Raw genomic sequence first — 21,473 nt, 5'->3', positions numbered from 1 at the left:
CAATGACGTTGACGTGCACGCTCAGACGGACGGTCATTCCCGGCCAGGTTAACCGGTTCAGGTCACCGAGCTGTCTAGCAAAAGGGCGGCAAAGAAGCTGGCAATGGGCCTCATGCCTTTTTAATCGCGACTGGCAGCAAATACATATGAAATGGATCTAAGCCAAGCGTGACGCGGGCCCTAAGGTGAACATGTACGTCGTTGTCGTCGGGTTTTGCCGAGGCAGGCGTTCTTCAACAGGAAGTGCAGCGCTTGCCGTCATGGATATGCAGGCAGGCATCAGGAAATAACAAAAAAGGCGGTCAAGCCATGTTCAAACAACCGAAAGTTCGTCAAGCAGGGCTCATTCTTTTCGCCACGACGCTGTTGTTGATTTTGCCGAATCTGACCAAGGTCATCGGCTGACTCAAGCGGCAGGTATTGCTCATCGCCACTGAAAATTTGACTGGCCCGCTACCCGGGCCAGCGTGGCTGTGCCAACCTTTGCGCACTTCCACGACATGGACGGCGATCACTTGAAAACGCTCATTCTGTTCGGGGCCATGCTGCTGAGCCTGCCCCTGTCTGCCGCACAGCTGAACCTGGAGCTGGGCGAGAACAGCCGCACCTGGCAGACCGAGGAACTGCTCAAGCATCCTCAGGTGCAAACCCTCACGGTCAAGAACGACGTGTCCTACAAGCAGGACATGACTTATCGCGCCGTTCCCGTTGCCGCGCTGCTGACCGGCATCAAACCCGAAGATCACCTGCAAGCCGTCGCGCTGGACGGTTTTGCCGCAGAGCTGTCCGCCGCACCGCTACTGAACAACAAAGGCTCACGCGCCTGGCTGGCCATTGAAGACCCGGCCCACCCATGGCCGCCGCTGTCGGAAGGCAAACACAGCGCCGGGCCGTTCTATCTGGTGTGGACCGATCCGCAGGCCGGCAATATCAGCCCGGAACAATGGCCGTTCGAAGTTGCCAGCATCAAGCGTATGGCGCCGGTGGCCGAGCGTTTCCCTGCCCTGCTGCCGGACCCCGCGTTGAAGGCCGATGACCCGGTGAATCAGGGTTTTGCGCTGTTCCAGAAGAACTGTCTGGCCTGCCATCGCCTGAATGGCGCCGGGGATGCGCAGTTCGGGCCGGACCTGAATATTCCCTACAACCCGACCGAGTATTTCGGTGCGGACTTCCTCAAGCGCTACATCCGCGATCCGCAGAGTCTGCGTCAGTGGCCGCAGGCGAAGATGCCGGGGTTTTCTGCCGAGGTGTTGCCGGATGCGGATCTGCAGAAGCTGATCGGATATTTGCAGCACATGGCCGGGCGCAAGGTTGCGCCCGCCAAGTAAACCGACTCCATCGTTTACTGCTGCTGCACCGAGATGACTGGCGCTGGTGTCGGCGACACCAGCACTTTCGCATGCATCTGCTCCGATCCCCCGCCCCGGCGCATGCCCCGCACCGGGCAGGCGTCGAGGTAATCCAGCCCCACCGCCAGTTTCAAGTGCCGCTCCGGCCGCGCCAGTTCATTGGTCACGTCAAAGCTGTACCAGGCGTCATCGATCCAGGCTTCGGCCCAGGCGTGACTGGCCAGGTGTTCGCAATCTTCGCTGTACAGATAACCCGACACATACCGCGACGGCACCCCGAGGCTGCGCGCGCAGGCCAGAAACGCGTGGGCATGATCCTGGCAAACACCCGCCCGCCCGGCAAACGCCTCGGCGGCGCTGGTGTCGACTTCGGTGGAGCCCGGCGTGTAGGTCATGTGCTGATTCAGCCCATGCATCAGGTCAATCAAAGCGTTGCGGTCCCGTCGTTGTTTGCAGGACTTCTCGGCAAACGCCCGCAACGCCTCGTCCGCCTCGGTCAGCCGGGTAAAACGCAGGAACGGCAGCGCCGACTGGCTCTCATGCTCCGCTTCACGCAACTCGTCGATATCGACCTGCCCACGAGCACCGATGATGATCGCTTCGTGGGGTTCGTCCATGGTCAGCACATGCAGGATGTTGCCGAACGGATCGAGCTGGGCCCGCACCGGGCGCGGCAGGTCGAGCTGCCAGCTCAGCACATGCTGACGCTCGCTGTCGTGGGGTGTCAGGCGTAAATACTGGATGCTCGCCCGCACCTGATCTTCGTAGTGATAGGTGGTCTCGTGGCTGATGGAAAGTCTCATGCGGCCTCCAGATAGGAACTGTGAATGGCGTTGCCCAGCTGGCGCACCAGCGGGATGAATTCGGTGAGCCAGGCGTGCAGCCCTTCCTCGAGGATTTCTTGAATGCCGGTGTAGCGCAGGCGTGCGTCCATTTCCGCCGCCAGCCTTTGTGCCGGACGCCCGTTGGCCCCCGGCAGTTGCGCCAGGATCTGGTCGATCTCTTCGGTGCAGGCCCGCAGCGAACGCGGCACGTCGGCGCGCAACAGCAGCAGCTCGGCGACATGCCGGGCGCCGGGCGCGTCGCGGTAGATTTCGGTGTACGCCTCAAACGAGGACAAGGCCCGCAACAAGGCGCTCCACTGGTAATAGGCGTGGGCGGTGCCATCGCTGACCGCTTCCGCCTGATCGCCGGCCATTTCGTAGCGGGCGTCGAGCAGGCGCAAGGTGTTGTCCGCCCGCTCGATGAACGTGCCCAGGCGAATGAAGCGAAACGCGTCGTTGCGCATGATGGTGCCGTAGGACGCGCCCCTAAACAGGTGCGAACGCTCCTTGATCCACTCACAGAAACGGCTCATGCCATAGCGGCTGAGGCCCTGATTGGCGATCCCGCGGATCTCCAGCCAGGTGGCGTTGATGTTCTCCCACATGTCGGCGGTGATCCGCCCGCGCACCGCATGGGCACTGGCCCGCGCCGCACCGAGACAGCTATAGATGCTCGCCGGGTTGGCCGCATCGAGGGCGAAGAAATGCAGCAAGCGCTCGGCATGCAGCTCGCCGTGGCGTTCAAGGTAATCGTCCAGGGTGCCGGTGATCATCAGCGGCATCGCCAGTTCGTGCAGACCGTCGCCACGGCCGTCCTGCGGCATCAGCGACAGCGAATAGCTCACATCCAGCATGCGGGCGAGGTTTTCCGCCCGCTCCAGGTAACGCGACATCCAGTAAAGATCCGAGGCAGTTCTACTTAACATGGCAGGCTTCCTTCAATCCTCGACCACCCAGGTGTCCTTGGTTCCGCCACCCTGGGATGAATTCACCACCAGAGAGCCTTCACGCAGGGCGACACGGGTCAAACCACCGGGCACGACCCGGGTTTCGAGGCCGGACAATACGAACGGGCGCAGGTCGATATGGCGCGGCGCAATGCCGTTTTCGACAAAGGTCGGACAGGTCGACAGCGACAGCGTCGGTTGCGCGATGTACGCGTGGGGCTTGGCCTTGATCCGCTCGCGGAACGCATCGATTTCCGCGGTCGTCGCTGCCGGCCCCACGAGCATGCCGTAACCGCCGGAGCCCTGGGTTTCCTTGACCACCAGATCCGGAAGATTGGCCAGCACATGGGAAAGTTCAGACGGATTGCGGCATTGCCAGGTCGGCACGTTCTTCAGGATCGGCTCTTCATCGAGGTAGAAACGGATCATCTCGGTGACGAACGGATACACCGACTTGTCGTCCGCCACCCCGGTGCCGATGGCATTGGCCAGCACCACATTGCCGGAGCGATAGGACGACAACAGCCCCGGCACGCCGAGCATCGAATCCGGGCGGAACGCCAATGGATCAAGAAACGCGTCGTCGAGTCGGCGGTAGATCACGTCCACCGCTTTCGGGCCGTCGGTGGTGCGCATGAAGACTTTGTCGTCGCGTACGAACAAGTCGGCGCCTTCGACCAGTTCCACGCCCATTTCCCGCGCCAGAAACGCATGCTCGAAAAACGCGCTGTTGAACCGCCCCGGAGTCAGCACCACAACACTCGGGTCGTCGATCGGGCTTGAGCTTTTCAGGGTGTCGAGCAGCAGGTTCGGATAGTGGTCGATCGGGGCGATGCGCTGGGCCGCGAACAGTTCAGGGAACAGACGCATCATCATCTTGCGGTCTTCGAGCATGTAGCTGACGCCGCTGGGCGTGCGCAGATTGTCCTCGAGCACGTAATAGGTGCCGTCGCCATCGCGCACCAGATCGACGCCGGAGATGTGCGAATAGATATCGCGGTGCAGATCCAGGCCCTGCATCGCCAACTGGTATTGCTCGTTGGCCAGCACCTGCTCGGCGGGAATGATCCCGACCTTGATGATGCGCTGCTCGTGGTAAAGGTCGGCGAGGAACATGTTCAGCGCCTTGACCCGCTGGATGCAGCCGCGCTCGACGATCCGCCATTCGCTGGCGGGAATACTGCGCGGAATGGTGTCGAAGGGAATCAGGCGTTCTGTCCCTTGCTCGTCCCCGTAGAGCGTGAAAGTGATCCCGGCACGATGGAACAGCAGATCGGCCTCGCGTCGCCGCTGGGCCAGCAGTTCGTCAGGCGTTTCCGCCAGCCAGCGGGCAAACTCCCGGTAATGCGGGCGGACCTGGCCGCCGGCATCGTACATTTCATCAAAATAGGTGCGGATCATGCCGTACTCCTTGTCACCCCGGACCTACAGGCCTTCGCAAGGCCCGTGCCATCGGCATAAACGCTTTGATTTCAATCGGTTGGATATTCACGCCACACGCACCGCACCATTCCTGTGCGGCAAATGCCCCAACCTGATCGCCCCCGCTTCATTGCGACGCAGTCCTGTCGCCTATCACCAGCATAGTCAGAGTTGATTTCACTGCCCGGCGCCGGCTGCGGATAATCCGCACATCCGCTGCAAAACGTCCCTGACAAAGCACGCAGCTCAACTGATTCGGACTGCCCCGGCAGCCCTCCCGGCCGTAACCCTGACCGGTTTCCTCTCCTTCCGGTCTTCCCTTTCAGCCACCTCTCCTGGTGGCTTTTTTTTGCGCAGGATTCTTGTTTCAGGGTTTTGCCGTGCAATGTTCAAGGTGCAGAAACGACAACGGCCGACCCGAAGGTCAGCCGTTGCTCGACGTGTTGCGAGGGTGATCAGTTCAAACGATGGCGGTTGCGCACCTCCTGCTTCACGCCCCAGCCTTCGATGATGCCGCCCAAGGGCTCGACCACCGCCGAAAAGCCCTGTTCGAAATCGCCGATGTCGTCGTAAGTTGCGTACATCACCTTGCTCAATTCCAGGGACCACGCGCCGTCGTCGCGCGCACTGACCTGGGCATTGATGGATTCACCGCGAAACTTGCCTGCCGCCCTGCGCGCCCGCTCCTCGTCCGGGAAAATGGCGTAGAACTCGATGGGATGGAATCGGGAAAAATCGAAACCGCCTTCTTTCATGCGGCGCAGCACGTGGCTGCTGATGTCTTCTTGATAGGCTGTGCTCATGAACGTCCCCCTCGCATAGATGGATAGACTTTCCGTATTCCCTGCACCTGGCCGAACGGCTCAGGCGTTACGGCAACCGTGTTGCCGACGGGAAACAAGCATGTAGCTGACAAGACCAGACCTTAGCGATCCGTTCGCTGATCTCGCTTGCAGAGTAGCCCCAAGATAGAGCCGCTGCCAAGGCCTGGTGCGTTACTGACAAGAAGATTTTCAGATGGGTGTGATGCTGCGGATTTCGATGCTGTTCTGGGTTTTCAGGCTTTTGGCGCCTGCATCGGAGGTGCGCCCTTCCAGATCGTTCAGATCCAGTGCGGCGGCGACAGGAAGGAGTCGTTCCTTGATCAGTCGTGCGGCCTCATCATCGCTGGGGCATTCCGCACGCTCGAAGACTTCATCGACAATTTCACCGTGATCATCCACGAAAGTGACTTTCCACTTTTGCATTGGAGCCTCCTCGAACAAACCCGCAAATGGGCTTACATCTATCTCGACTTTTGTCAGGATTGATCGTTCAAAAGCTTTACACCGATGAAACATGAAAAACCTTTCATCTACGGGAGCGAATCGCCCCGCTCCCGCAGTGATGACGGCCGAGTGATCAGTCGTTGCTTGGCTTGTTCACCGCTTGCAACACGTATTGCGGCAAGGCGAAGGCGCCGATGTGGATTTCCGGGTTGTAGTAACGGGTGACGATGCCGCTGCCGATGAAGCGCTGTTGCAGGACTTCACGGCTCAGCTTGCGGTAGGCCGGGTTGGTCGAACCCCAGGCGAAGGTCATCGAACCGCCGATGTAGGTCGGCACGGCCGCCTGGTAGAAGTGCCAGTCCGGGAACAGGCTGCGCAGGCGACCCGCGGTGGTCTTCACTTCGTCGATCTGCATGAACGGCGTGCCGTTCTGGGTCACGAGGATGCCGCCTTCGTTCAGGCAGCGATGGCAGGCCTGGTAGAAGTTTTCCGAGAACAGCACTTCGCCCGGTCCGATCGGGTCGGTGGAGTCGGAAATGATCACGTCGAATTTTTCGGTGGTGGTGGCGACGAAGCGCATGCCGTCGTCGATCACCAGGTTCAGACGTGGATCGTCGTAGGCGCCCTTGGAGTGGTTAGGCAGGAATTCCTTGCACATGTCGACCACGGTGCCGTCGATTTCGACCATGGTGATGTGCTCGACGCTGGCGTGTTTGGTCACTTCGCGCAGCATGCCACCGTCGCCGCCGCCGATGATCAGTACGCGCTTGGCGGTGCCATGGGCGAGGATCGGCACGTGGGTGAGCATTTCGTGGTAGATGAATTCATCGGCTTCGGTAGTCTGGATCACGCCGTCCAGCGCCATCACCCGGCCCATGCGCGGATTCTGGAAAATTACCAGGTGCTGGTGTTCGGTGCGCACTTCGTGCAGCAGTTTTTCCATGCGAAAACGCTGGCCGTAGCCTTCGTAGAGGGTTTCCAGGTATTCGCTGGTCTTGGTGACGGTCATGGTGAAGTGCTCCGATGAATGCGCGGGCGCCAATCGTCAGGTTCGATTGCCCGGGAAAGGCGCGCATTCTACGTTGCCGAAGATGACAGGTCGAACCTCAGTTCATCGGCCCGACCCGATCAGGGTGCGAACGGTCAGATCCGCACATTGCCCCGCGGCCCGGCGATCGCCCAGATGATCAGGCCCAGCACCGGCAGGAGGATGATCAACAGCACCCAGAGGATTTTCATCCCGGTCTCGGCGCCGCTTTTCAGCACGTTGATGATCGCCCAGATGTCGAGGGCAAGAATGATCAGGCCGATCAGGCCGTTGAACGTGGAACCCATGGTGTCGCTCCAGAATAGTGGCATGCACTTTTAGGATAGACGGTCGCGCGCAGGGTTCCTTTTTATTGCGTTCAGACGTGAACGGCGACCTTCAAGGCTTCCAGCGACGGCGCGGCGGCGATGCCGACTTCGGCGCACAGCTCCAGCACGCGCGGCACGTCGTTGCCGTAGACCAGCACCACTTGCAGCTCGTCGTCGAGCAACTGGCTGAAGTTCATCAGGGTATAGCCGCCGTTTTCCTTGTTCAGGCTGCTCATCTGCACCTGGATGCGGTTGAGCGCGGTCAGCGCTTCGGTCTTGGCCAGTTGCTTGGGCTTGAGGTTGAACTCCACGCCCGGCCCGAACGAAGCCACGATCTGCGCGAACAGATCGACGTAGGTATCGGCCTGGAACAGCACGGTCTCCGGCAGACTGCCGACCACGACCCACTCACCCAGCGGAATCGGGAAGGTGTCGTCGTAGTTGATGTCCGGATTGGCGGTCAGAAAAGCGTCGGCATCGGCGTAGGCCTGAGCGGCTTCATCGGCGACCTTCTGAATCTCGTCTTCGCCCATGCAGCCGGAGCTGATTTTGCTGATGAGTTCGGCGAGTACGGCTTTCATGGGGGCAGGTCCTGTGGCTTGGGGAATTTCGAGGGCGCGAAGGATAGCGCATTCTCGCCCTCGCCACAGAGCCGCCTGCGGACCGACGGTGTCAGCCCAGCAGTTTTTCCAGCTGCGCGGTGGTGTCCACAGCGCCCATGGTGCGAGCCGCGTCCAGCGCGGTGACGCCGTTGGCGTCCTTGGCTTTCGGGTCGGCGCCCTGGTCGATCAGGAAGTCGACGATTTCAACGCGGTTGAACATCGCTGCCATCATCAGCGCCGTACGGCCATCGAAAGAGGCGCCTTCAATCTGCGCGCCACCGGCCACCAACGCCTTGACCACCGCCAGATCACCCTTGAACGCCGCGCCGGCAATCGGGCTCTGGCCGTTGCCATTGCGTTGCTCCGGGTCGGCCTTGTGCTTGAGCAGCACTTGCACCGCGTCCACATGCCCGTAGTAACTGGCGAGCATCAGCAAGGTGTCGCCCTTGCTGTTGGTCAGGTTCACCGGCAGACCGGCGGTGATCAGGCGGTCCAGCATCACCGCATCGCCTTCGCGCGCCTTGTTGAATACCTGCTCGGTGAATTCGGCAGCTTCTTCGGGGGTCATCTGGCGGCTTTGGTCGGACATGGGGCAACTCCACTTTCGGTCAATCGGAAAGCCGCTAGTTTCCCGAGCGAGGCGATAGCTGTCACCCCCTTTTTTCCAAGCTTCGCGATAGCCAATATCAATAACGGAACTTGCGTGCCTGGATGTCCGCAAGGATCTCATCCGTGACCTGCACGTAGGTGTCGGTGCCCGGCAGCCAGGCATAGATCGGGTCATCGCCTGTCTGGCCGGGGTCGAAGCCTTCGTTTTTCAGACGCGTCTTCTGGTATTTGAAAGTGCCGGTGGTTTCCATCTTCACCTTGACCCGCAGGAACAGCGGCACGGCATAGGCCGGCATGCGCTGACGGGCGAAGGCCAGCAACTCGGTGAAGTCCAGCGTCGCCAGAGACTCGGCCGGGGTGATCGCCGCCATGCCGGCGCGACCGTTGGTGTTGGGGATTTCCACGCCATAGGCCACGGCTTCGGAAATGTGCGGATGCTGGAGCAGCAGGTTCTCGACCTCGGTGGTCGAGACGTTCTCGCCCTTCCAACGGTAGGTGTCGCCGAGGCGATCGACAAACTGCGCATGGCCGAAACCGATGTTGCGCAGCAGATCGCCGGTGTTGAAGAAGCGATCGCCCTTGGCGAATACATCCTGCAGCACGACTTTCGCGGTTTTCTGCGGATCGGTGTAGCCGTCCAGCGGCGCCTTGTCGTCGATCCGCGCCAGCAACAGGCCACGCTCACCCCGGTCGACCTTGCGCATGAAGCCGTCGTCACCGCGAATCGGTTCGCCGCTGTCCTGATCGTAGGCAACCAGTTCCCAGGCCATCAGCGAGAAGCCGATGGTGTTGTCGAAATTGAGGATGTTGGTGAAGCCGATGTTGCCGTCGCTGGCCGCATACAGTTCGCAGATGTGATCCACCGCGAACCGGGTCTTGAACTCGGCCCAGGCACCGGGCCGCAAACCGTTGCCGATCATCTTGCGCACGTCATGGCGGCTGTCATCGCTGCTGACCGGCTGATCCACCAGATAACGGCACAACTCGCCGACGTAGCCGATGGTGGTGGCGCGGTAGCGACGCACATCGCTCCAGAACTGCCGGGCGCTGAACTTGCGGCGAATCGCGAAACCCGACGCGCCGTTGACCGCCGAGCCCCAGCACACGCAAAGCCCGGTGGCGTGATACAGCGGCAAGGTGCAATAGACGATGTCGTCCGGGCGCATGTCGAGGGCGATCATGCCGAAGCTCGCCGAGCTGCGCATCCAGCGGCCGTGCTTGAACACCCCGGCCTTGGGCAAACCGGTGGTGCCGGAGGTGTAGATGTAGAAGCACGGGTCGTCGAAGAAGATCTGCCGGCTGCTGGCCGGATTGTCGCCCGATGCATCGGCGCTGGCGCTGATCAGATTGGTGTAACCCTCCGGCGCAATGCCCGGATGGCTGAAGGTGTCCTGATCGGCGACAAACCAGACGCGCGCTGCCGGAATCGACACTTGCTCGCGCACCGCCGCGAAGGCTGGCAGCAATTCCTCGCCGACGACAATTGCCACCGGCGCCACCAGATTGATGCTGTGGATCAGCGTGTCGCGGGTCTGTGAGGTATTGAGCAGTGCGCTGACGGCGCCGACCTTGGCCAGCGCCAGAATCGTCACCAGCAGTTCCGGACGGTTCTCGATGAACACTGCCACCACGTCGCCCTTGCCGATGCCCTGCCCGATCAGATAGTGGGCGATGCGGTTCGCCCACTGGTTGACCTGTGAATAACTCAGCACCACTTCGCCCGACAGCAGCGCTGGGCCTTCGGGATTGCGCAGGGTCGCTTGCTCGAATGTCCAGCCCAGGCCACAGGTTTGGGTCGGATCCTTGACGTTGGCCACCTTCATGCCTTTCACCACCCGAGGGATGGCTTTGGCGATCATCGGCAGTTTGCGGAGCATCATGCCCCAGGTAATCGTGTCGCTAGGCGCGTGACTCATGGCAGCTCCCGTTCGACCTTGACGTGCAGGCCGGATTTTTATTGTCGGGCAATCAGGTGAGGCAACCGGCGCTTCTCGAGCGAGGGTCGAGGCCGAAAATACGTCAGGGCTTCTCGGGCTGTACACGCGGTTTTTGCAATGTTTTGTATCCGCCAACGCTACAAGGCGAAACGGGATTGCAGCCGCAGGGAATGGTTCCATCGGATCGACAGCGATCCCGCAAAATGCAGGATGCACGATGGCCATTCATGCAGAATGCACGACGAGTCGAATTTGCATAATTTATAACTTATTGATTTATAACGACTTTATAAAAACAAAATACTGGCACAATCGCTGCAACCTCCTCCGCATGCTTGCCATTCAAGTGCATACGGAGCTGAAAGACATGAGCCTGATCCAAGAAAAATTTACCTCCCTGTTCTCCAACTTCGCAGTCACCACCCAACCGCGTCCCGATGGCGGGATCCTGCTGACACTGAAGAGTGCCGACGGCAAAGTGTTCAAACGTGCGCTCACTTATCAGCAATTGCATGCCGGCGACCAACTGTCGTGGGCAATCAGCGCGATCCGCCGTGACTTGGCCGAACAGGCCAGCGAGCTGCCGCAAATCGGCATGCTGCAAAGTCAGCAGCGTTTTGCCCTGCCGACCTATCACTCGATGTAATACGAACACCGCTTAAACAAACAGGCCGTGGAGCTTCCGCTTCACGGCCTGTTTTTTTTGCGCATCGATTTTCTGGAGTCAGAACGCTTCCGGTTCGATCCCGGTAAAGCTGTCGACGGTCACATGCCCTTCCAGCTCCCCGCCCTCACGGGCCAGCCCGCAGGTTTGCAAGCCTGCGGCCTGGGCCGCATCGAGTTCCTGCACGATGTCGGACAGGAACAGGATTTCCTGCGGCTCGACCCCGATGGCCTGCTGGATATTGCTGTAAGACTGCGCTTCGCGCTTGGGGCCCGACGTGGTGTCGAAGTAGCCTCTGAACAGCGGCGTCAGATCCCCGGCCTCCGAACAGCCGAAAATCAGCTTCTGTGCCTGGATCGAACCGGACGAGTACACGAACAGTTGATACCCGGCCTGATGCCAACGTTTGAGAGCTTCGACCGCATCCGGGTAAACATGCCCCTTCAACTGCCCGGCCTGATAGCCCTGTTCCCAGACCATGCCCTGCAACGCTTTCAGCGGCGTGGCTTTGCGGTCTTCGGCGATCCATGCCAGCAGAATGTCCACGACCCGCTCAACGTCGGCCTGCGGTTCGTTGCTGTCGCGACGCACGGCGTCCAGTTGTTCGGCGACGTCGGCGCGCTGGGCGTTCTGGCGAACAAAGTCCGGCAGGTGTTTTGCCGCATACGGGAACAAAACGTCAAACACAAAACTCACCGCGCTGGTGGTGCCTTCGATATCGGTGAGGATGACCTTGATCGACATCGGCTCAGTCCTCCAGGCGCGGGAAGCGGCCGGCGATGTCTTCGCCGGTGAAGTTGGCGACCCAGCCTTCAGGGTTGTTGAACAGGCGGATCGCGACAAAGTGCGGGTTCTCGCCCATGTCGAACCAGTGTTTGGTGCCCGCTGGTACCGAAATCAGGTCGTTCTTCTCGCATAGCACGGCGTAGACGTAATCGTCGATGTGCAGGGTAAACAGACCACGACCGGCGACGAAAAAGCGCACTTCGTCTTCGCCATGGCGATGTTCTTCGAGAAACTTGGCGCGCAACTCGGCTTTTTGCGGGTGATCGCTGTTGAGGCTGACCACATCGACGGTGATGTAACCGCGCTCGGTCATCAGTTTGTCGATCTGCTCTTTGTAGGCGCCGATCACTTCTTCCTGGCTGGCGCCGGGCTGGATCTTCGCGGCGGCTTGCCAGCGGTCGAAACGCACGCCCTGCTCGGCCAGGGTCGAGGCGATGTCTTCGAAATGGGTCAGCACCTTGTTCGGAATTTCAGGGCTGGAAACGTGATAGACGGACAGGCTGCTCATGGGGCAATTCCTCGGTATCGGCCTTGCCGTCCGGTTCTTCGAGACCGGTCGGGCACTGCATTCATCAGGCAAATGGGCTGGTTCTGGTGAAGTCAGCCTTGGCGGTTCATGACGCTGCGGGTCTTCAACTCGCATTCAAACAGGAATTCAAAGGCCTCGATCTGGCGCAACGCGTCACTCATCTGCGCGCCCCAGGTGTAGAGGCCGTGGCCGCGAATCAGATAACCGACGCAATCGGGATGGGCGTCGAGCCAAGGCTGCACCTTGGCGGCGAGGCGTGCAATGTCCTGATCGTTGTCGAAGATCGGCACACGCACCCGGGATTCGTGGGTCGAAATGCCGCTGAAGGCTTTTTGCAGTTCGTAGTCTTCGAACTCGATGAAGTCTTCCGGCGTCAGGCGCGACAGCACCGTGGCGTTCACCGAGTGGGTGTGCAGCACCGCGCCGATCTCCGGGCGCCAGCTATAGAGCTGGGTGTGCAGCAGAGTTTCGGCGGACGGCTTTTTGCCCGGTTCCAGGCTGTTGCCGGACAGGTCGGTGGCCAAAACATCGTCCAGCCCCAGTTGGCCCTTGTGTTTGCCGGACACGGTCAGCAACGCTTCGCTCGGCGACAGGCGCGTCGAATAGTTGCTGCTGGTGGCCGGCGACCAGCCGCGACCATAAAGAAAACGCCCGGCATCGACGATTTGCTGGGCAAGCTGTTCACGGGTAAGGCTCATGGCCTGTCCTCTTGCATTCGAATGGCAATGATAACGGCAGCGGCGAGCGCTGCGAGACTGGCAATACTAAAGGTCAATGTCGCGCCGAGGGCATTCCAGCTGTAGCCGGAATACAACGCGCCGAGCGCACCGCCGGTGCCGGCCAGCGCCGCATACAACGCCTGGCCCTGCCCTTGCTGGCGTGCGCCGAAGCTACGTTGCACGAACGCGATGGCAGATGCATGAAAGCTGCCGAAAGTCGCGGCATGCAGCACCTGGGCAAACAGCAGCACCCAGAGGAATTCGGCGAACGAACCTAGCAGCAACCAGCGCAGCGCCGCCAGCAGAAAACTGGCCATCAGCACGCGGCGCAGGGAAAACCGCGCGAGGATCCAACTCATGGCCATGAACATCAGCACTTCCGCCACCACGCCAACGGCCCAGAGCATGCCGATCACGCCACGGCTGTAACCCAGTCGCTCAAGGTGCAAGGTCAGAAAGGTGTAATACGGCCCGTGGCTCATCTGCATCAGCGCCACGCAACCGTAGAACGCCAGCACCCCGGGACTGCGCAACTGTTTGAGAAAACCCTCGCCCGTCGGCCGGTTGCCCTGAGGTGGCTGCGCGTTCGGCACCCACAGACTGCTGAGCACGATGCCGGCCATGATCAACACCAGCGCCGCCGGGTAGATGTCGAGGCTCAGCCATTCGAACAATCGCCCGAGCGCGACCACGGTGATGATGAAACCGATCGAGCCCCATAGCCGGATCTGGCTGTAGCGGGAGGTCTGGCCCTGCAGATGCGCAAGCGTGATGACTTCGAACTGCGGCAACACCGCGTGCCAGAAGAACGCATGCAGCGCCATGACCATCGCCAGCCAGGCGTAGGTCTTGCTGACGAAAATCAGCGAGAACGTCAGCAGCGTGCACACCGCGCCGAAGCGCACGATGGCCAGGCGTCTGCCGGTGTAGTCGCCGAGCCAGCCCCAGATGTTCGGCGCCACGCAGCGCATCAGCATCGGGATCGCCACCAGCTCGCCGATGCGCGCGGCGCTGAATCCGAGGTGATCGAAGTACAGCGCCAAAAATGGCGCCGTCGAGCCGAGCAAGGCGAAATAGAACAGATAGAAACTGGACAGCCGCCAGTACGGGAGCGCCGCCACGGTCAGACCGCAGCGGCTGTGAGTTGACCCATCAGAGCTGGCCCAGAACCGGGGTGTTCACGCGCACATCGGCGTTCTGGCCACGGTGACGCAGCAGGTGATCCATCAGCACGATGGCCATCATCGCCTCGGCAATCGGCGTGGCGCGGATGCCGACGCACGGATCGTGACGGCCCTTGGTGATCACTTCGACCGGGTTGCCGTCGATGTCGATCGAACGGCCCGGGGTGGTGATGCTCGAGGTTGGCTTCAACGCCAGGTGCGCGACGATCGGCTGACCGGACGAGATGCCGCCGAGGATGCCGCCGGCGTTGTTGCTGAGGAAACCTTCCGGGGTCATTTCATCGCGATGCTCGGTGCCACGCTGGGCGACCGAAGCGAAACCGGCGCCGATTTCCACGCCTTTGACCGCGTTGATGCTCATCAGCGCGTGGGCCAGTTCGGCGTCGAGACGGTCGAAGATCGGCTCGCCCAGGCCCGGCATCACGCCTTCGGCAACCACGGTGATCTTGGCCCCGACCGAGTCCTGATCACGGCGCAACTGGTCCATGTAGGCTTCCAGTTCCGGCACCTTGTCCGGGTCCGGGCTGAAGAAGGCGTTCTGCTCGACCGATTCCCAGGTCTTGAAGGGGATTTCGATCGGGCCGAGCTGGCTCATGTAGCCGCGAATGACGATGCCCTGGGTCGCCAGGTATTTCTTGGCAATCGCACCGGCCGCCACGCGCATGGCGGTTTCCCGCGCCGAGCTGCGACCGCCGCCGCGGTAATCACGCTCGCCGTATTTGTGGTGGTAGGTGTAGTCGGCGTGGGCCGGACGGAACAGATCCTTGATTGCCGAGTAGTCCTTGGACTTCTGGTCGGTGTTGCGGATCAGCAGGCCAATGGAGCAGCCGGTGGTGCGGCCCTCAAACACGCCGGAGAGGATTTCGACTTCGTCCGCTTCCTGGCGCTGGGTGGTGTGGCGGCTGGTGCCCGGTTTGCGGCGATCGAGGTCGCGCTGCAGGTCCTCAAGGGAAATCTCCAGGCCCGGCGGGCAGCCGTCGACAATGGCGACCAACGCCGGACCATGGCTTTCGCCCGCGGTGGTGACAGTGAACAACTTGCCGTAGGTATTGCCGGACATGCAGGACGCTCCGTGAAATCAAACCCAAATTCATGATGCGCGCCAGTATACGCAGGCTAACCGAGTAGTTCATCCTCGAACCTTGGCGGTGTTGGTGAGTCCAACCGGCACCTTTGCAAATGATGGCGTGATGATGCTGCGAGTTTTGATCTTGAGCCTTACCCTGTTTACTGGCTTCGTCCAGGCAACTGTCCTGCAACGTCCGGTGACTCTGGACACCGGCAGCGGCGAACTTTTCGGCTCGCTGTTGCTGCCAAAGTCTGACAACCCGGTGCCGGTTGTCCTCATTCTTTCTGGCTCGGGTCCTACGGATCGTGACGGAAACAACCCCGACGGCGGGCGCAACGACAGCCTCAAGCGGCTGGCCTGGGTGCTGGCCAAACACAATATCGCCAGCGTGCGTTTCGACAAGCGCGGGGTGGCCGCGAGCCTGGCCGCGACGCCGGATGAGCGCAATCTGTCGGTGGATGCCTATGTCGCGGATGCCGTGGCCTGGGGCCAGAAGCTCAAGGCTGACCCGCGTTTCGGCCCGTTGATCCTGCTGGGTCACAGCGAGGGCGCACTGATTGCCAGCCTGGCCGCACCTAAAGTCGACGCTGCGGCAGTCATTTCGCTGTCCGGCACGGCACGGCCGATTGATCAGGTGTTGCGTCGGCAACTGGCGCGCAGTCTTCCGCCACCGTTGATGTTGCGCAGCAATGAACTGCTCGACAGCCTCAAGACCGGGCACACCGACGACAATGTCCCGCCGCCGTTGCAGGCGATCTTCCGCCCGAGCGTGCAGCCGTATCTGATTTCGCTGTTCCGGCAGGATCCGTCCGCAGCTTTCGCTCAACTGAAAATGCCGGCCTTGATCGTCCAGGGCAGTAACGACATTCAGGTGCAGGTCGATGACGCCAACCTGCTCAAGGCGGCAAAACCCGATGCGACACTGGCGTTGATCGAAGGCATGAACCACGTGATGCGCATCGTGCCCAACGACGTGAAGCGGCAAATGGCCTCCTACAAGGACCCGAATCTGCCTCTGGCGGCCGAGCTGGGGACCCGGATCCTCGAATTTATTGACGGACTTCGCACCCGTTAAGCGCAGGGGGCGTTCTCAGCTAGTTTTCACGCCGCGCCGGGTCTGCTGTTGTGCAGGGCAAGGCGCGAGAAGCGTGATTTGGTCATTCCAAATAAGCTTCGAGCAACGCTGCCCTGCACAACAGCAGGCCCGGCCCTTCGGGTTGTGCCTTAAAGCGGGCCAGCCTGCGTTGCAGGCCTTGGAAAGGGAACAACCATTTCCAGCGGCCTACGCCTTGCCTGGCCCGCTTTAAGGCGACAACGCGGCGTAAAAACTAGCTGAGAACGCCCCCAGACCCTCCAGTCCTGAAAAAAACGGCCGATAAGCCTTTGTCGCCAGCGTACTGGCTGGCGACAAGCAGCTTGGACAGGATCTCGCCGTTATGACTGATACCCAGACTTCACCCGACACCACCGCTGAAAAAGACGCACCGCCAGCGGTCGAGCTGCCATGGGCGGATGTCCACGTCGAGCACCACAAGATGCTCCGCCTGGCGCCGTTGCAGACCGACCGCAACACCGGCGGGCGGCCGCTGCGTTTCGTCGAATTCGGTTACGCCGAGCGCAACAGCAAGGAACACAGCCTGATGCGCATGGCGATCAAGCTGCCCGCGCAGCGTGTGCGCAAGGAACAGAATCAGCTCGACGTGTGGGTCGACCACAAGACCAAACGCGTGCATTTCGGCCCGGACAGCGGCTTGCAGATCGAACCGCTGAACCGTGGCATCGGCCGCTTCATGGCCGCCCAGGGCATCAACTGGGCGAAAAAACGCTGGCCCACCTACACCGTCGACGGCATGGACTTGAACAACAAGGACGCGCTGAACGAAGACACCCGTCTGCGCCGCGATCACTTTCTGCGCGTTCATGGCTTTGATGTGGTGTACGCCGACGCCCAGCATTTGAAGGGCAGCGTCAAGGAAGTGCAGGTCGGGGATTTGCTGGGCGACTGGAACAGCGAAAAGCTGCAGATCGTCGAGATTCTCGAAGCTGCGCAGATGTTGCAGCAGGCCGAGCAGAACCTGGCCGAGCAGGAAGTGAAGCTGAAAAAGCAGGAAGACAAGGTCAGCAAGTTCAAGCGTGAAGACGCGGGCTTGCGCTTCACCATTACGTGTCTGGTGGCGTTTGCGGTGTTCCAGGCCGGTTTGCTGATCTGGATTGCCACGCACCGCTAAGCCAACGATCGTTCCCACCGAGGTGGGAACGATCGGTTCAGATCAGACGCGGGAAGCAAACAGCGCCTGATGATCGCGGCACTGTTCGGCGGTCAGCATGAACACGCCATGTCCGCCACGCTGGAATTCCAGCCAGGCGAAATCGACTTCCGGGTACAGCGCTTCGACGTGTACCTGGCTGTTGCCCACCTCGACGATCAGCAAACCTTTCTCGGTCAGGTGATCTGCCGCTTCGGCGAGCATCCGGCGCACCAGGTTCAAACCATCGTCGCCACAGGCCAGGCCCAGCTCGGGTTCGTGCTGGTATTCGTCCGGCATGTCGGCGAAATCTTCCGCATCGACGTAGGGCGGGTTCGACACGATCAGGTCGAAACGTTGACCCGGCAGGCCATCAAAACCATCGCCCTGTACAGTGAACACGCGCTCATCGACGCCATGGCGCTCGATGTTCTGGTTCGCCACTTCCAGGGCTTCGAACGACAGGTCCGCCAGCACCACTTCGGCATTCTGGAACTCGTAGGCGCAGGCGATGCCGATGCAACCGGAGCCGGTGCACAGGTCGAGAATCCGCGCAGGTTCGTCACCGATCCACGGCGCAAAACGATTTTCGATCAGCTCGCCAATCGGCGAACGCGGGATCAACACACGCTCATCGACGATGAACGACATGCCGCAGAACCATGCTTCGCCCAACAGGTAGGCGGTCGGAATGCGTTCTTCGATGCGGCGCTTGAGCAGGCGTTGCAGGTTGACCAGTTCGTCGTCTTCCAGCGCGCAGTCCAGATAGCTGTCGGCGATTTCCCATGGCAGGTGCAAGGCACCGAGCACTAGCTGCCGGGCTTCGTCCCAGGCATTGTCGGTGCCATGGCCGAAAAACAGATCCTCCCCATGGAAGCGGCTGACGGCCCAACGGATGTGGTCGCGCAGGGTACGAAGTCGGGAAGTGATCACGGGGCAGAACTCCAGAAAAAACGACTGGCGATTCTACCAGCCAAAACGCGCCACGACGACGCAGGAAAAATCCCGGGCCGACGGTAGGAGTGTTCCGAATTCCTTATCGGCTATTGAACAGAACGTGTAACTTGACGAGGCTGCAGGCCAGTAACGACGGTGCCTACGATGGTAGCGATTCACAGAACCGCTCAGCCAGAGGACAATGTCGCAAAAGCCCCACCCCAAGGAGCCCCAGAATGTCCGTTCCAAAAACGATGTTTCAACTCAGCGGTCGCGGTTACGCAGCGGCCACGTTGAGCCATGCCACCGTGGTCATCATCGATGCCCAGAAAGAGTACCTCAGCGGCCCGCTGGCCCTGAGCGGCATGGACGCGGCTGTCGCGAACATCAAACAACTGGTTGCCGCCGCCCGCGTAGCCGGCCGTCCGATCGTGCACGTGCGCCACCTCGGCACCGTCGGCGGTCTGTTCGACCCGCAGGGCGAACGCGGCGAATTCATCCCTGGCCTGGAACCCCAGGGCGATGAAACCATCATCGGCAAACTGCTGCCGAGCGCTTTCCACGGCACCGAACTCTACGATCGCCTGCAAACCCTCGGCTCGCTCGACCTGATCGTCTGCGGCTTCATGAGTCACTCCAGCGTCAGCACCACGGTGCGTGCCGCGAAAAACCTGGGTTTCCGTTGCACCCTGGTCGAAGACGCCTGCGCCACCCGCGATCTGCCGTTCAAGGGCCGCGTGCTCAGTGCCGAACAGGTTCAGGAGGCGGAAATGGCGATCATGGCCGACAATTTCGCCACCCTCGCGCTGACCAATGACCTGATCTGATCGACCGCCAATGAGCGGCCCGGCCCGCCGCTCATCCGCAAAAGCCTCGCATTTGCTTCAATTACCCTAGCCTCAGGAACAACCCGGTCAACTCCCGGTCGAAGGGCCGATACCCATTGAGGAAGGTCGGAATGAAGTTATCCGATGGATTTGACGCACGCCGCTTGCGGCCCAAAGGCCAAAGCAACTGGCGTTTTCGATTCGGCGCAGCGATCGCCGCCATTCTGGCGACGTTCGGTGTGCTGTTGGCGATGGCCGGGGCTGCCAGCCTGATCGGGCATCCGCCGGCACTCGGCGACTTGAATGCGACGCCGATGGGCTCGGCGATCATTCTGGCCGTCGGCCTGTTGTTCCTGTATTTCGGCGTGGCCCTGTGGCGTCGTTGCCGGCGTCGCGCACGGCAATCGCGGGAGCTGAACATGTCCCCGCACCTGATGAAAAAACACGACTGAATCGACGGCCTGGCTTTTTGCCGGGCCGTTTTGTGTCTGTTTGGGTAAACTGGCCGCCCTTCGCGGAGGCTGATATGCAAGACGACGATTTTTCCCTGTTCAAAAGTGCGATCCAAGGCGTCAAGCCGATCAAGCACGACCGCGCCGACACCGGCAAACCCAAGACTGACCGCGCGCAAATCGCCAAGCTGCGCCAGTCCGCGACCATCCGCACCGAAACCACCACCGTTGACGGTCTGTCCGACCAGTTCGTGATCGACGTCGGGCCGGAAGACGAACTGATGTGGGCCCGCGACGGCGTGCAGGAAAGCCAGATGCGCAAGCTCAAGGTCGGACAGATCCCGTTCGAAGGCAGCCTCGACCTGCACGGCATGAGCGTCGAAAAGGCCCGGGAAACCCTCTGGGCGTTTCTGGCCGAAGCGACCAAGTTCGAAATCCGCTGCGTGCGCGTCACCCACGGCAAGGCTGTGCGACTGGACGGCAAGCGGCCGATGATCAAGAGCCACGTCAACACCTGGCTGCGCCAGCATGCGCAAGTGCTCGGATTCTGCTCGTGCCAGGCCAGACACGGCGGTGCCGGCGCGGTTTACGTGATGCTCAAACGCACCATGATGGAAGGCCGCGACGAATAATCCCGTCACACCGAACTTGCAGGGTCGTGTCCGCCACCGTACCCTTGCCCTTTGCGAAAATCCCCACAGGTAGTTTCATGTCCCTGGAACAGAATTACACCGCGATTCTCGGCCAACTGGGCGAGGACGTGTCCCGCGAGGGCCTGCTCGACACGCCAAAGCGTGCCGCCAAAGCCATGCAGTACCTCTGCCGCGGTTATGAACAGACGCTCGAAGAGGTCACCAACGGTGCCCTGTTCAGCTCCGACAACAGCGAAATGGTGCTGGTCAAGGACATCGAGCTGTACTCGTTGTGCGAACACCACCTGCTGCCGTTCATCGGCAAGGCCCACGTCGCGTATATCCCGAGCGGCAAAGTGCTGGGCCTGTCGAAGGTCGCGCGGATCGTCGACATGTACGCCCGCCGCCTGCAGATCCAGGAAAACCTCAGCCGCCAGATTGCCGATGCGGTCCAGCAGGTCACCGGCGCGCTGGGCGTGGCCGTGGTGATCGAGGCCAAGCACATGTGCATGATGATGCGCGGTGTGGAGAAACAGAATTCGTCGATGATCACCTCGGTGATGCTCGGTGAGTTCCGCGAAAACGCGGCGACCCGCAGCGAGTTTCTCAGCCTGATCAAGTAATTCGTGACACAAAAAAACCGGCGTTGATCGCCGGTTTTTTTTCGTCCGTGAAAAATCGGGTAAGCTGCGCGCCTTCTTCAATGTCCCTGTGAGGCTTGTAACGTGTTCGTCAAAGCGCTTCGTGTCGGCCTCGGCCAACTGATCATCTTCGTTGATTTCCTGACCCGCCCGGGCAAGAAACAGCGCCCCGCCGCTGCCCAGGCTCAGGTTGACGCCGCCGCGAAAGACCTGACCCTGTATCAGTTCCACGCCTGCCCGTTCTGCGTGAAGACCCGCCGCAGCCTGCGCCGCCTGAACGTTCCGGTGGCCCTGAAGGATGCGAAGAACAACGAGCAGGATCGTCAGACCCTGCTTGAACAGGGCGGCAAGATCAAAGTGCCGTGCCTGCGCATCGAAGAGAACGGCCAGACCACCTGGATGTATGAGTCCAACACGATCATCGAATATCTGAACAAGCGGTTCGCCGCAGTCTGAACCAAAAAAAACCGGCCT

25 protein-coding genes are annotated in these 21,473 nt (G+C 60.9%); 9 read left to right on the top strand and 16 right to left on the bottom strand.

Annotation, left to right across the window (positions count from 1 at the left end):
• Positions 1–500: 500 nt before the first annotated feature.
• Positions 501–1,328: a c-type cytochrome gene (locus tag ACKLNA_RS28335; protein WP_408987788.1), complete on the top strand. Its 828-nt coding sequence runs from the start codon at positions 501–503 to the stop codon at positions 1,326–1,328.
• Between the two features lie 14 nt (positions 1,329–1,342).
• Here the strand turns inward: ACKLNA_RS28335 and ACKLNA_RS28330 are convergent, their stop codons facing one another.
• The 10 genes from ACKLNA_RS28330 to ACKLNA_RS28285 form a co-directional block, all read right to left on the bottom strand.
• A complete protein-coding gene (locus ACKLNA_RS28330) occupies positions 1,343–2,152 on the bottom strand; it encodes a transglutaminase family protein (protein ID WP_085705298.1) in 810 nt (269 codons plus the stop codon).
• Positions 2,149–3,099: an alpha-E domain-containing protein gene (locus tag ACKLNA_RS28325; protein ID WP_085710656.1), complete on the bottom strand. Its 951-nt coding sequence runs from the start codon at positions 3,097–3,099 to the stop codon at positions 2,149–2,151. Before ACKLNA_RS28325 ends, ACKLNA_RS28330 begins: the two co-directional genes overlap by 4 nt.
• A gap of 12 nt (positions 3,100–3,111) precedes the next feature.
• The gene (locus tag ACKLNA_RS28320; RefSeq protein WP_408987779.1) at positions 3,112–4,521 is read right to left on the bottom strand and encodes a circularly permuted type 2 ATP-grasp protein; all 1,410 of its coding nucleotides are present in this window, start codon (positions 4,519–4,521) and stop codon (positions 3,112–3,114) included.
• A 476-nt stretch (positions 4,522–4,997) separates the two neighbouring features.
• Positions 4,998–5,345: a ribonuclease E inhibitor RraB gene (locus ACKLNA_RS28315; protein ID WP_408987778.1), complete on the bottom strand. Its 348-nt coding sequence runs from the start codon at positions 5,343–5,345 to the stop codon at positions 4,998–5,000.
• Positions 5,346–5,555: 210 nt separating this feature from the next.
• The gene (locus tag ACKLNA_RS28310; protein WP_085710655.1) at positions 5,556–5,789 is read right to left on the bottom strand and encodes a hypothetical protein; all 234 of its coding nucleotides are present in this window, start codon (positions 5,787–5,789) and stop codon (positions 5,556–5,558) included.
• Positions 5,790–5,943: 154 nt separating this feature from the next.
• Positions 5,944–6,819, bottom strand: a complete 876-nt coding sequence (gene speE / locus ACKLNA_RS28305; protein ID WP_085608797.1) for a polyamine aminopropyltransferase — start codon at positions 6,817–6,819, stop codon at positions 5,944–5,946.
• Positions 6,820–6,953: 134 nt separating this feature from the next.
• Entirely contained in the window at positions 6,954–7,145 is a 192-nt protein-coding gene (locus ACKLNA_RS28300) for a PLDc N-terminal domain-containing protein (RefSeq protein ID WP_003223221.1), read from the bottom strand.
• Positions 7,146–7,216: 71 nt separating this feature from the next.
• Positions 7,217–7,747, bottom strand: a complete 531-nt coding sequence (locus ACKLNA_RS28295; RefSeq protein ID WP_408987777.1) for a hypothetical protein — start codon at positions 7,745–7,747, stop codon at positions 7,217–7,219.
• A 91-nt stretch (positions 7,748–7,838) separates the two neighbouring features.
• Positions 7,839–8,357 (bottom strand): ankyrin repeat domain-containing protein, encoded by a 519-nt coding sequence (locus tag ACKLNA_RS28290; protein ID WP_262196138.1) that lies wholly within the window; start codon positions 8,355–8,357, stop codon positions 7,839–7,841.
• A 97-nt stretch (positions 8,358–8,454) separates the two neighbouring features.
• Positions 8,455–10,293, bottom strand: coding sequence for a long-chain-acyl-CoA synthetase (locus tag ACKLNA_RS28285; RefSeq protein ID WP_408987776.1), 1,839 nt, complete (start codon positions 10,291–10,293; stop codon positions 8,455–8,457).
• A 388-nt stretch (positions 10,294–10,681) separates the two neighbouring features.
• On the opposite strand from ACKLNA_RS28285, the gene ACKLNA_RS28280 reads away from it, so the two are divergent.
• Complete coding sequence (locus tag ACKLNA_RS28280) at positions 10,682–10,960, top strand: DUF3509 domain-containing protein (RefSeq protein WP_085710651.1); 279 nt, start codon at positions 10,682–10,684, stop codon at positions 10,958–10,960.
• Between the two features lie 78 nt (positions 10,961–11,038).
• Here ACKLNA_RS28280 and mtnC read toward each other — a convergent pair whose 3' ends face one another.
• The 5 genes from mtnC to aroC all read right to left on the bottom strand — a co-directional run bounded on the left by mtnC (position 11,039) and on the right by aroC (position 15,256).
• Positions 11,039–11,722: an acireductone synthase gene (mtnC, locus tag ACKLNA_RS28275; protein ID WP_408987775.1), complete on the bottom strand. Its 684-nt coding sequence runs from the start codon at positions 11,720–11,722 to the stop codon at positions 11,039–11,041.
• Between the two features lie 4 nt (positions 11,723–11,726).
• On the bottom strand, positions 11,727–12,272 hold the full coding sequence (locus ACKLNA_RS28270; protein ID WP_085710649.1) for an acireductone dioxygenase: 546 nt from the start codon (positions 12,270–12,272) through the stop codon (positions 11,727–11,729).
• A 92-nt stretch (positions 12,273–12,364) separates the two neighbouring features.
• Positions 12,365–12,991 carry a methylthioribulose 1-phosphate dehydratase gene (locus tag ACKLNA_RS28265; protein ID WP_085710648.1) on the bottom strand — a complete coding sequence of 209 codons (627 nt, stop codon included), beginning with the start codon at positions 12,989–12,991 and terminating at the stop codon, positions 12,365–12,367.
• On the bottom strand, positions 12,988–14,133 hold the full coding sequence (locus tag ACKLNA_RS28260; RefSeq protein WP_408987774.1) for an MFS transporter: 1,146 nt from the start codon (positions 14,131–14,133) through the stop codon (positions 12,988–12,990). The genes ACKLNA_RS28265 and ACKLNA_RS28260 overlap by 4 nt, the downstream gene beginning before the upstream one ends.
• Before the next feature lie 31 nt (positions 14,134–14,164).
• The gene (gene aroC / locus ACKLNA_RS28255) at positions 14,165–15,256 is read right to left on the bottom strand and encodes a chorismate synthase (RefSeq protein WP_114882003.1); all 1,092 of its coding nucleotides are present in this window, start codon (positions 15,254–15,256) and stop codon (positions 14,165–14,167) included.
• Positions 15,257–15,386: 130 nt separating this feature from the next.
• Between aroC and ACKLNA_RS28250 the strand changes: the two genes are divergently transcribed.
• Together ACKLNA_RS28250 and ACKLNA_RS28245 are read left to right on the top strand one after the other, a co-directional pair.
• Positions 15,387–16,340, top strand: a complete 954-nt coding sequence (locus ACKLNA_RS28250) for an alpha/beta hydrolase (RefSeq protein WP_408987773.1) — start codon at positions 15,387–15,389, stop codon at positions 16,338–16,340.
• 361 nt (positions 16,341–16,701) lie between these two features.
• On the top strand, positions 16,702–17,493 hold the full coding sequence (locus tag ACKLNA_RS28245) for a hypothetical protein (protein WP_085710644.1): 792 nt from the start codon (positions 16,702–16,704) through the stop codon (positions 17,491–17,493).
• A 42-nt stretch (positions 17,494–17,535) separates the two neighbouring features.
• Here ACKLNA_RS28245 and prmB read toward each other — a convergent pair whose 3' ends face one another.
• Positions 17,536–18,444 (bottom strand): 50S ribosomal protein L3 N(5)-glutamine methyltransferase, encoded by a 909-nt coding sequence (gene prmB, locus ACKLNA_RS28240; RefSeq protein ID WP_085710643.1) that lies wholly within the window; start codon positions 18,442–18,444, stop codon positions 17,536–17,538.
• 239 nt (positions 18,445–18,683) lie between these two features.
• On the opposite strand from prmB, the gene ACKLNA_RS28235 reads away from it, so the two are divergent.
• The 5 genes from ACKLNA_RS28235 to ACKLNA_RS28215 all read left to right on the top strand — a co-directional run bounded on the left by ACKLNA_RS28235 (position 18,684) and on the right by ACKLNA_RS28215 (position 21,455).
• Positions 18,684–19,274: a cysteine hydrolase family protein gene (locus tag ACKLNA_RS28235; RefSeq protein ID WP_408987772.1), complete on the top strand. Its 591-nt coding sequence runs from the start codon at positions 18,684–18,686 to the stop codon at positions 19,272–19,274.
• A gap of 131 nt (positions 19,275–19,405) precedes the next feature.
• Positions 19,406–19,726: a hypothetical protein gene (locus ACKLNA_RS28230; protein ID WP_085732350.1), complete on the top strand. Its 321-nt coding sequence runs from the start codon at positions 19,406–19,408 to the stop codon at positions 19,724–19,726.
• 74 nt (positions 19,727–19,800) lie between these two features.
• Positions 19,801–20,358 carry a Smr/MutS family protein gene (locus ACKLNA_RS28225; protein ID WP_085710640.1) on the top strand — a complete coding sequence of 186 codons (558 nt, stop codon included), beginning with the start codon at positions 19,801–19,803 and terminating at the stop codon, positions 20,356–20,358.
• Positions 20,359–20,435: 77 nt separating this feature from the next.
• A complete protein-coding gene (gene folE / locus ACKLNA_RS28220) occupies positions 20,436–20,981 on the top strand; it encodes a GTP cyclohydrolase I FolE (protein WP_003204506.1) in 546 nt (181 codons plus the stop codon).
• Between the two features lie 102 nt (positions 20,982–21,083).
• On the top strand, positions 21,084–21,455 hold the full coding sequence (locus ACKLNA_RS28215; protein WP_007960011.1) for a glutathione S-transferase N-terminal domain-containing protein: 372 nt from the start codon (positions 21,084–21,086) through the stop codon (positions 21,453–21,455).
• Positions 21,456–21,473: the final 18 nt, after the last annotated feature.

Source organism: Pseudomonas sp. UV AK001 (assembly GCF_046097675.1).
Classification (GTDB): Bacteria; Pseudomonadota; Gammaproteobacteria; order Pseudomonadales; family Pseudomonadaceae; genus Aquipseudomonas; species Aquipseudomonas kribbensis.
This window is presented reverse-complemented; position numbering and strand designations above follow the sequence as displayed.

What these genes read in the sequence shown, in the direction of transcription:
- ACKLNA_RS28335 (WP_408987788.1), top strand. Translation starts at nt 501, where the DNA reads ATGGACGGCGATCACTTGAAAACGCTCATTCTGTTCGGGGCCATGCTG.
- ACKLNA_RS28330 (WP_085705298.1), bottom strand. Translation starts at nt 2,152, where the DNA reads ATGAGACTTTCCATCAGCCACGAGACCACCTATCACTACGAAGATCAG.
- ACKLNA_RS28325 (WP_085710656.1), bottom strand. Translation starts at nt 3,099, where the DNA reads ATGTTAAGTAGAACTGCCTCGGATCTTTACTGGATGTCGCGTTACCTG.
- ACKLNA_RS28320 (WP_408987779.1), bottom strand. Translation starts at nt 4,521, where the DNA reads ATGATCCGCACCTATTTTGATGAAATGTACGATGCCGGCGGCCAGGTC.
- ACKLNA_RS28315 (WP_408987778.1), bottom strand. Translation starts at nt 5,345, where the DNA reads ATGAGCACAGCCTATCAAGAAGACATCAGCAGCCACGTGCTGCGCCGC.
- ACKLNA_RS28310 (WP_085710655.1), bottom strand. Translation starts at nt 5,789, where the DNA reads ATGCAAAAGTGGAAAGTCACTTTCGTGGATGATCACGGTGAAATTGTC.
- speE (WP_085608797.1), bottom strand. Translation starts at nt 6,819, where the DNA reads ATGACCGTCACCAAGACCAGCGAATACCTGGAAACCCTCTACGAAGGC.
- ACKLNA_RS28300 (WP_003223221.1), bottom strand. Translation starts at nt 7,145, where the DNA reads ATGGGTTCCACGTTCAACGGCCTGATCGGCCTGATCATTCTTGCCCTC.
- ACKLNA_RS28295 (WP_408987777.1), bottom strand. Translation starts at nt 7,747, where the DNA reads ATGAAAGCCGTACTCGCCGAACTCATCAGCAAAATCAGCTCCGGCTGC.
- ACKLNA_RS28290 (WP_262196138.1), bottom strand. Translation starts at nt 8,357, where the DNA reads ATGTCCGACCAAAGCCGCCAGATGACCCCCGAAGAAGCTGCCGAATTC.
- ACKLNA_RS28285 (WP_408987776.1), bottom strand. Translation starts at nt 10,293, where the DNA reads ATGAGTCACGCGCCTAGCGACACGATTACCTGGGGCATGATGCTCCGC.
- ACKLNA_RS28280 (WP_085710651.1), top strand. Translation starts at nt 10,682, where the DNA reads ATGAGCCTGATCCAAGAAAAATTTACCTCCCTGTTCTCCAACTTCGCA.
- mtnC (WP_408987775.1), bottom strand. Translation starts at nt 11,722, where the DNA reads ATGTCGATCAAGGTCATCCTCACCGATATCGAAGGCACCACCAGCGCG.
- ACKLNA_RS28270 (WP_085710649.1), bottom strand. Translation starts at nt 12,272, where the DNA reads ATGAGCAGCCTGTCCGTCTATCACGTTTCCAGCCCTGAAATTCCGAAC.
- ACKLNA_RS28265 (WP_085710648.1), bottom strand. Translation starts at nt 12,991, where the DNA reads ATGAGCCTTACCCGTGAACAGCTTGCCCAGCAAATCGTCGATGCCGGG.
- aroC (WP_114882003.1), bottom strand. Translation starts at nt 15,256, where the DNA reads ATGTCCGGCAATACCTACGGCAAGTTGTTCACTGTCACCACCGCGGGC.
- ACKLNA_RS28250 (WP_408987773.1), top strand. Translation starts at nt 15,387, where the DNA reads ATGATGCTGCGAGTTTTGATCTTGAGCCTTACCCTGTTTACTGGCTTC.
- ACKLNA_RS28245 (WP_085710644.1), top strand. Translation starts at nt 16,702, where the DNA reads ATGACTGATACCCAGACTTCACCCGACACCACCGCTGAAAAAGACGCA.
- ACKLNA_RS28235 (WP_408987772.1), top strand. Translation starts at nt 18,684, where the DNA reads ATGTCCGTTCCAAAAACGATGTTTCAACTCAGCGGTCGCGGTTACGCA.
- ACKLNA_RS28230 (WP_085732350.1), top strand. Translation starts at nt 19,406, where the DNA reads ATGAAGTTATCCGATGGATTTGACGCACGCCGCTTGCGGCCCAAAGGC.
- ACKLNA_RS28225 (WP_085710640.1), top strand. Translation starts at nt 19,801, where the DNA reads ATGCAAGACGACGATTTTTCCCTGTTCAAAAGTGCGATCCAAGGCGTC.
- folE (WP_003204506.1), top strand. Translation starts at nt 20,436, where the DNA reads ATGTCCCTGGAACAGAATTACACCGCGATTCTCGGCCAACTGGGCGAG.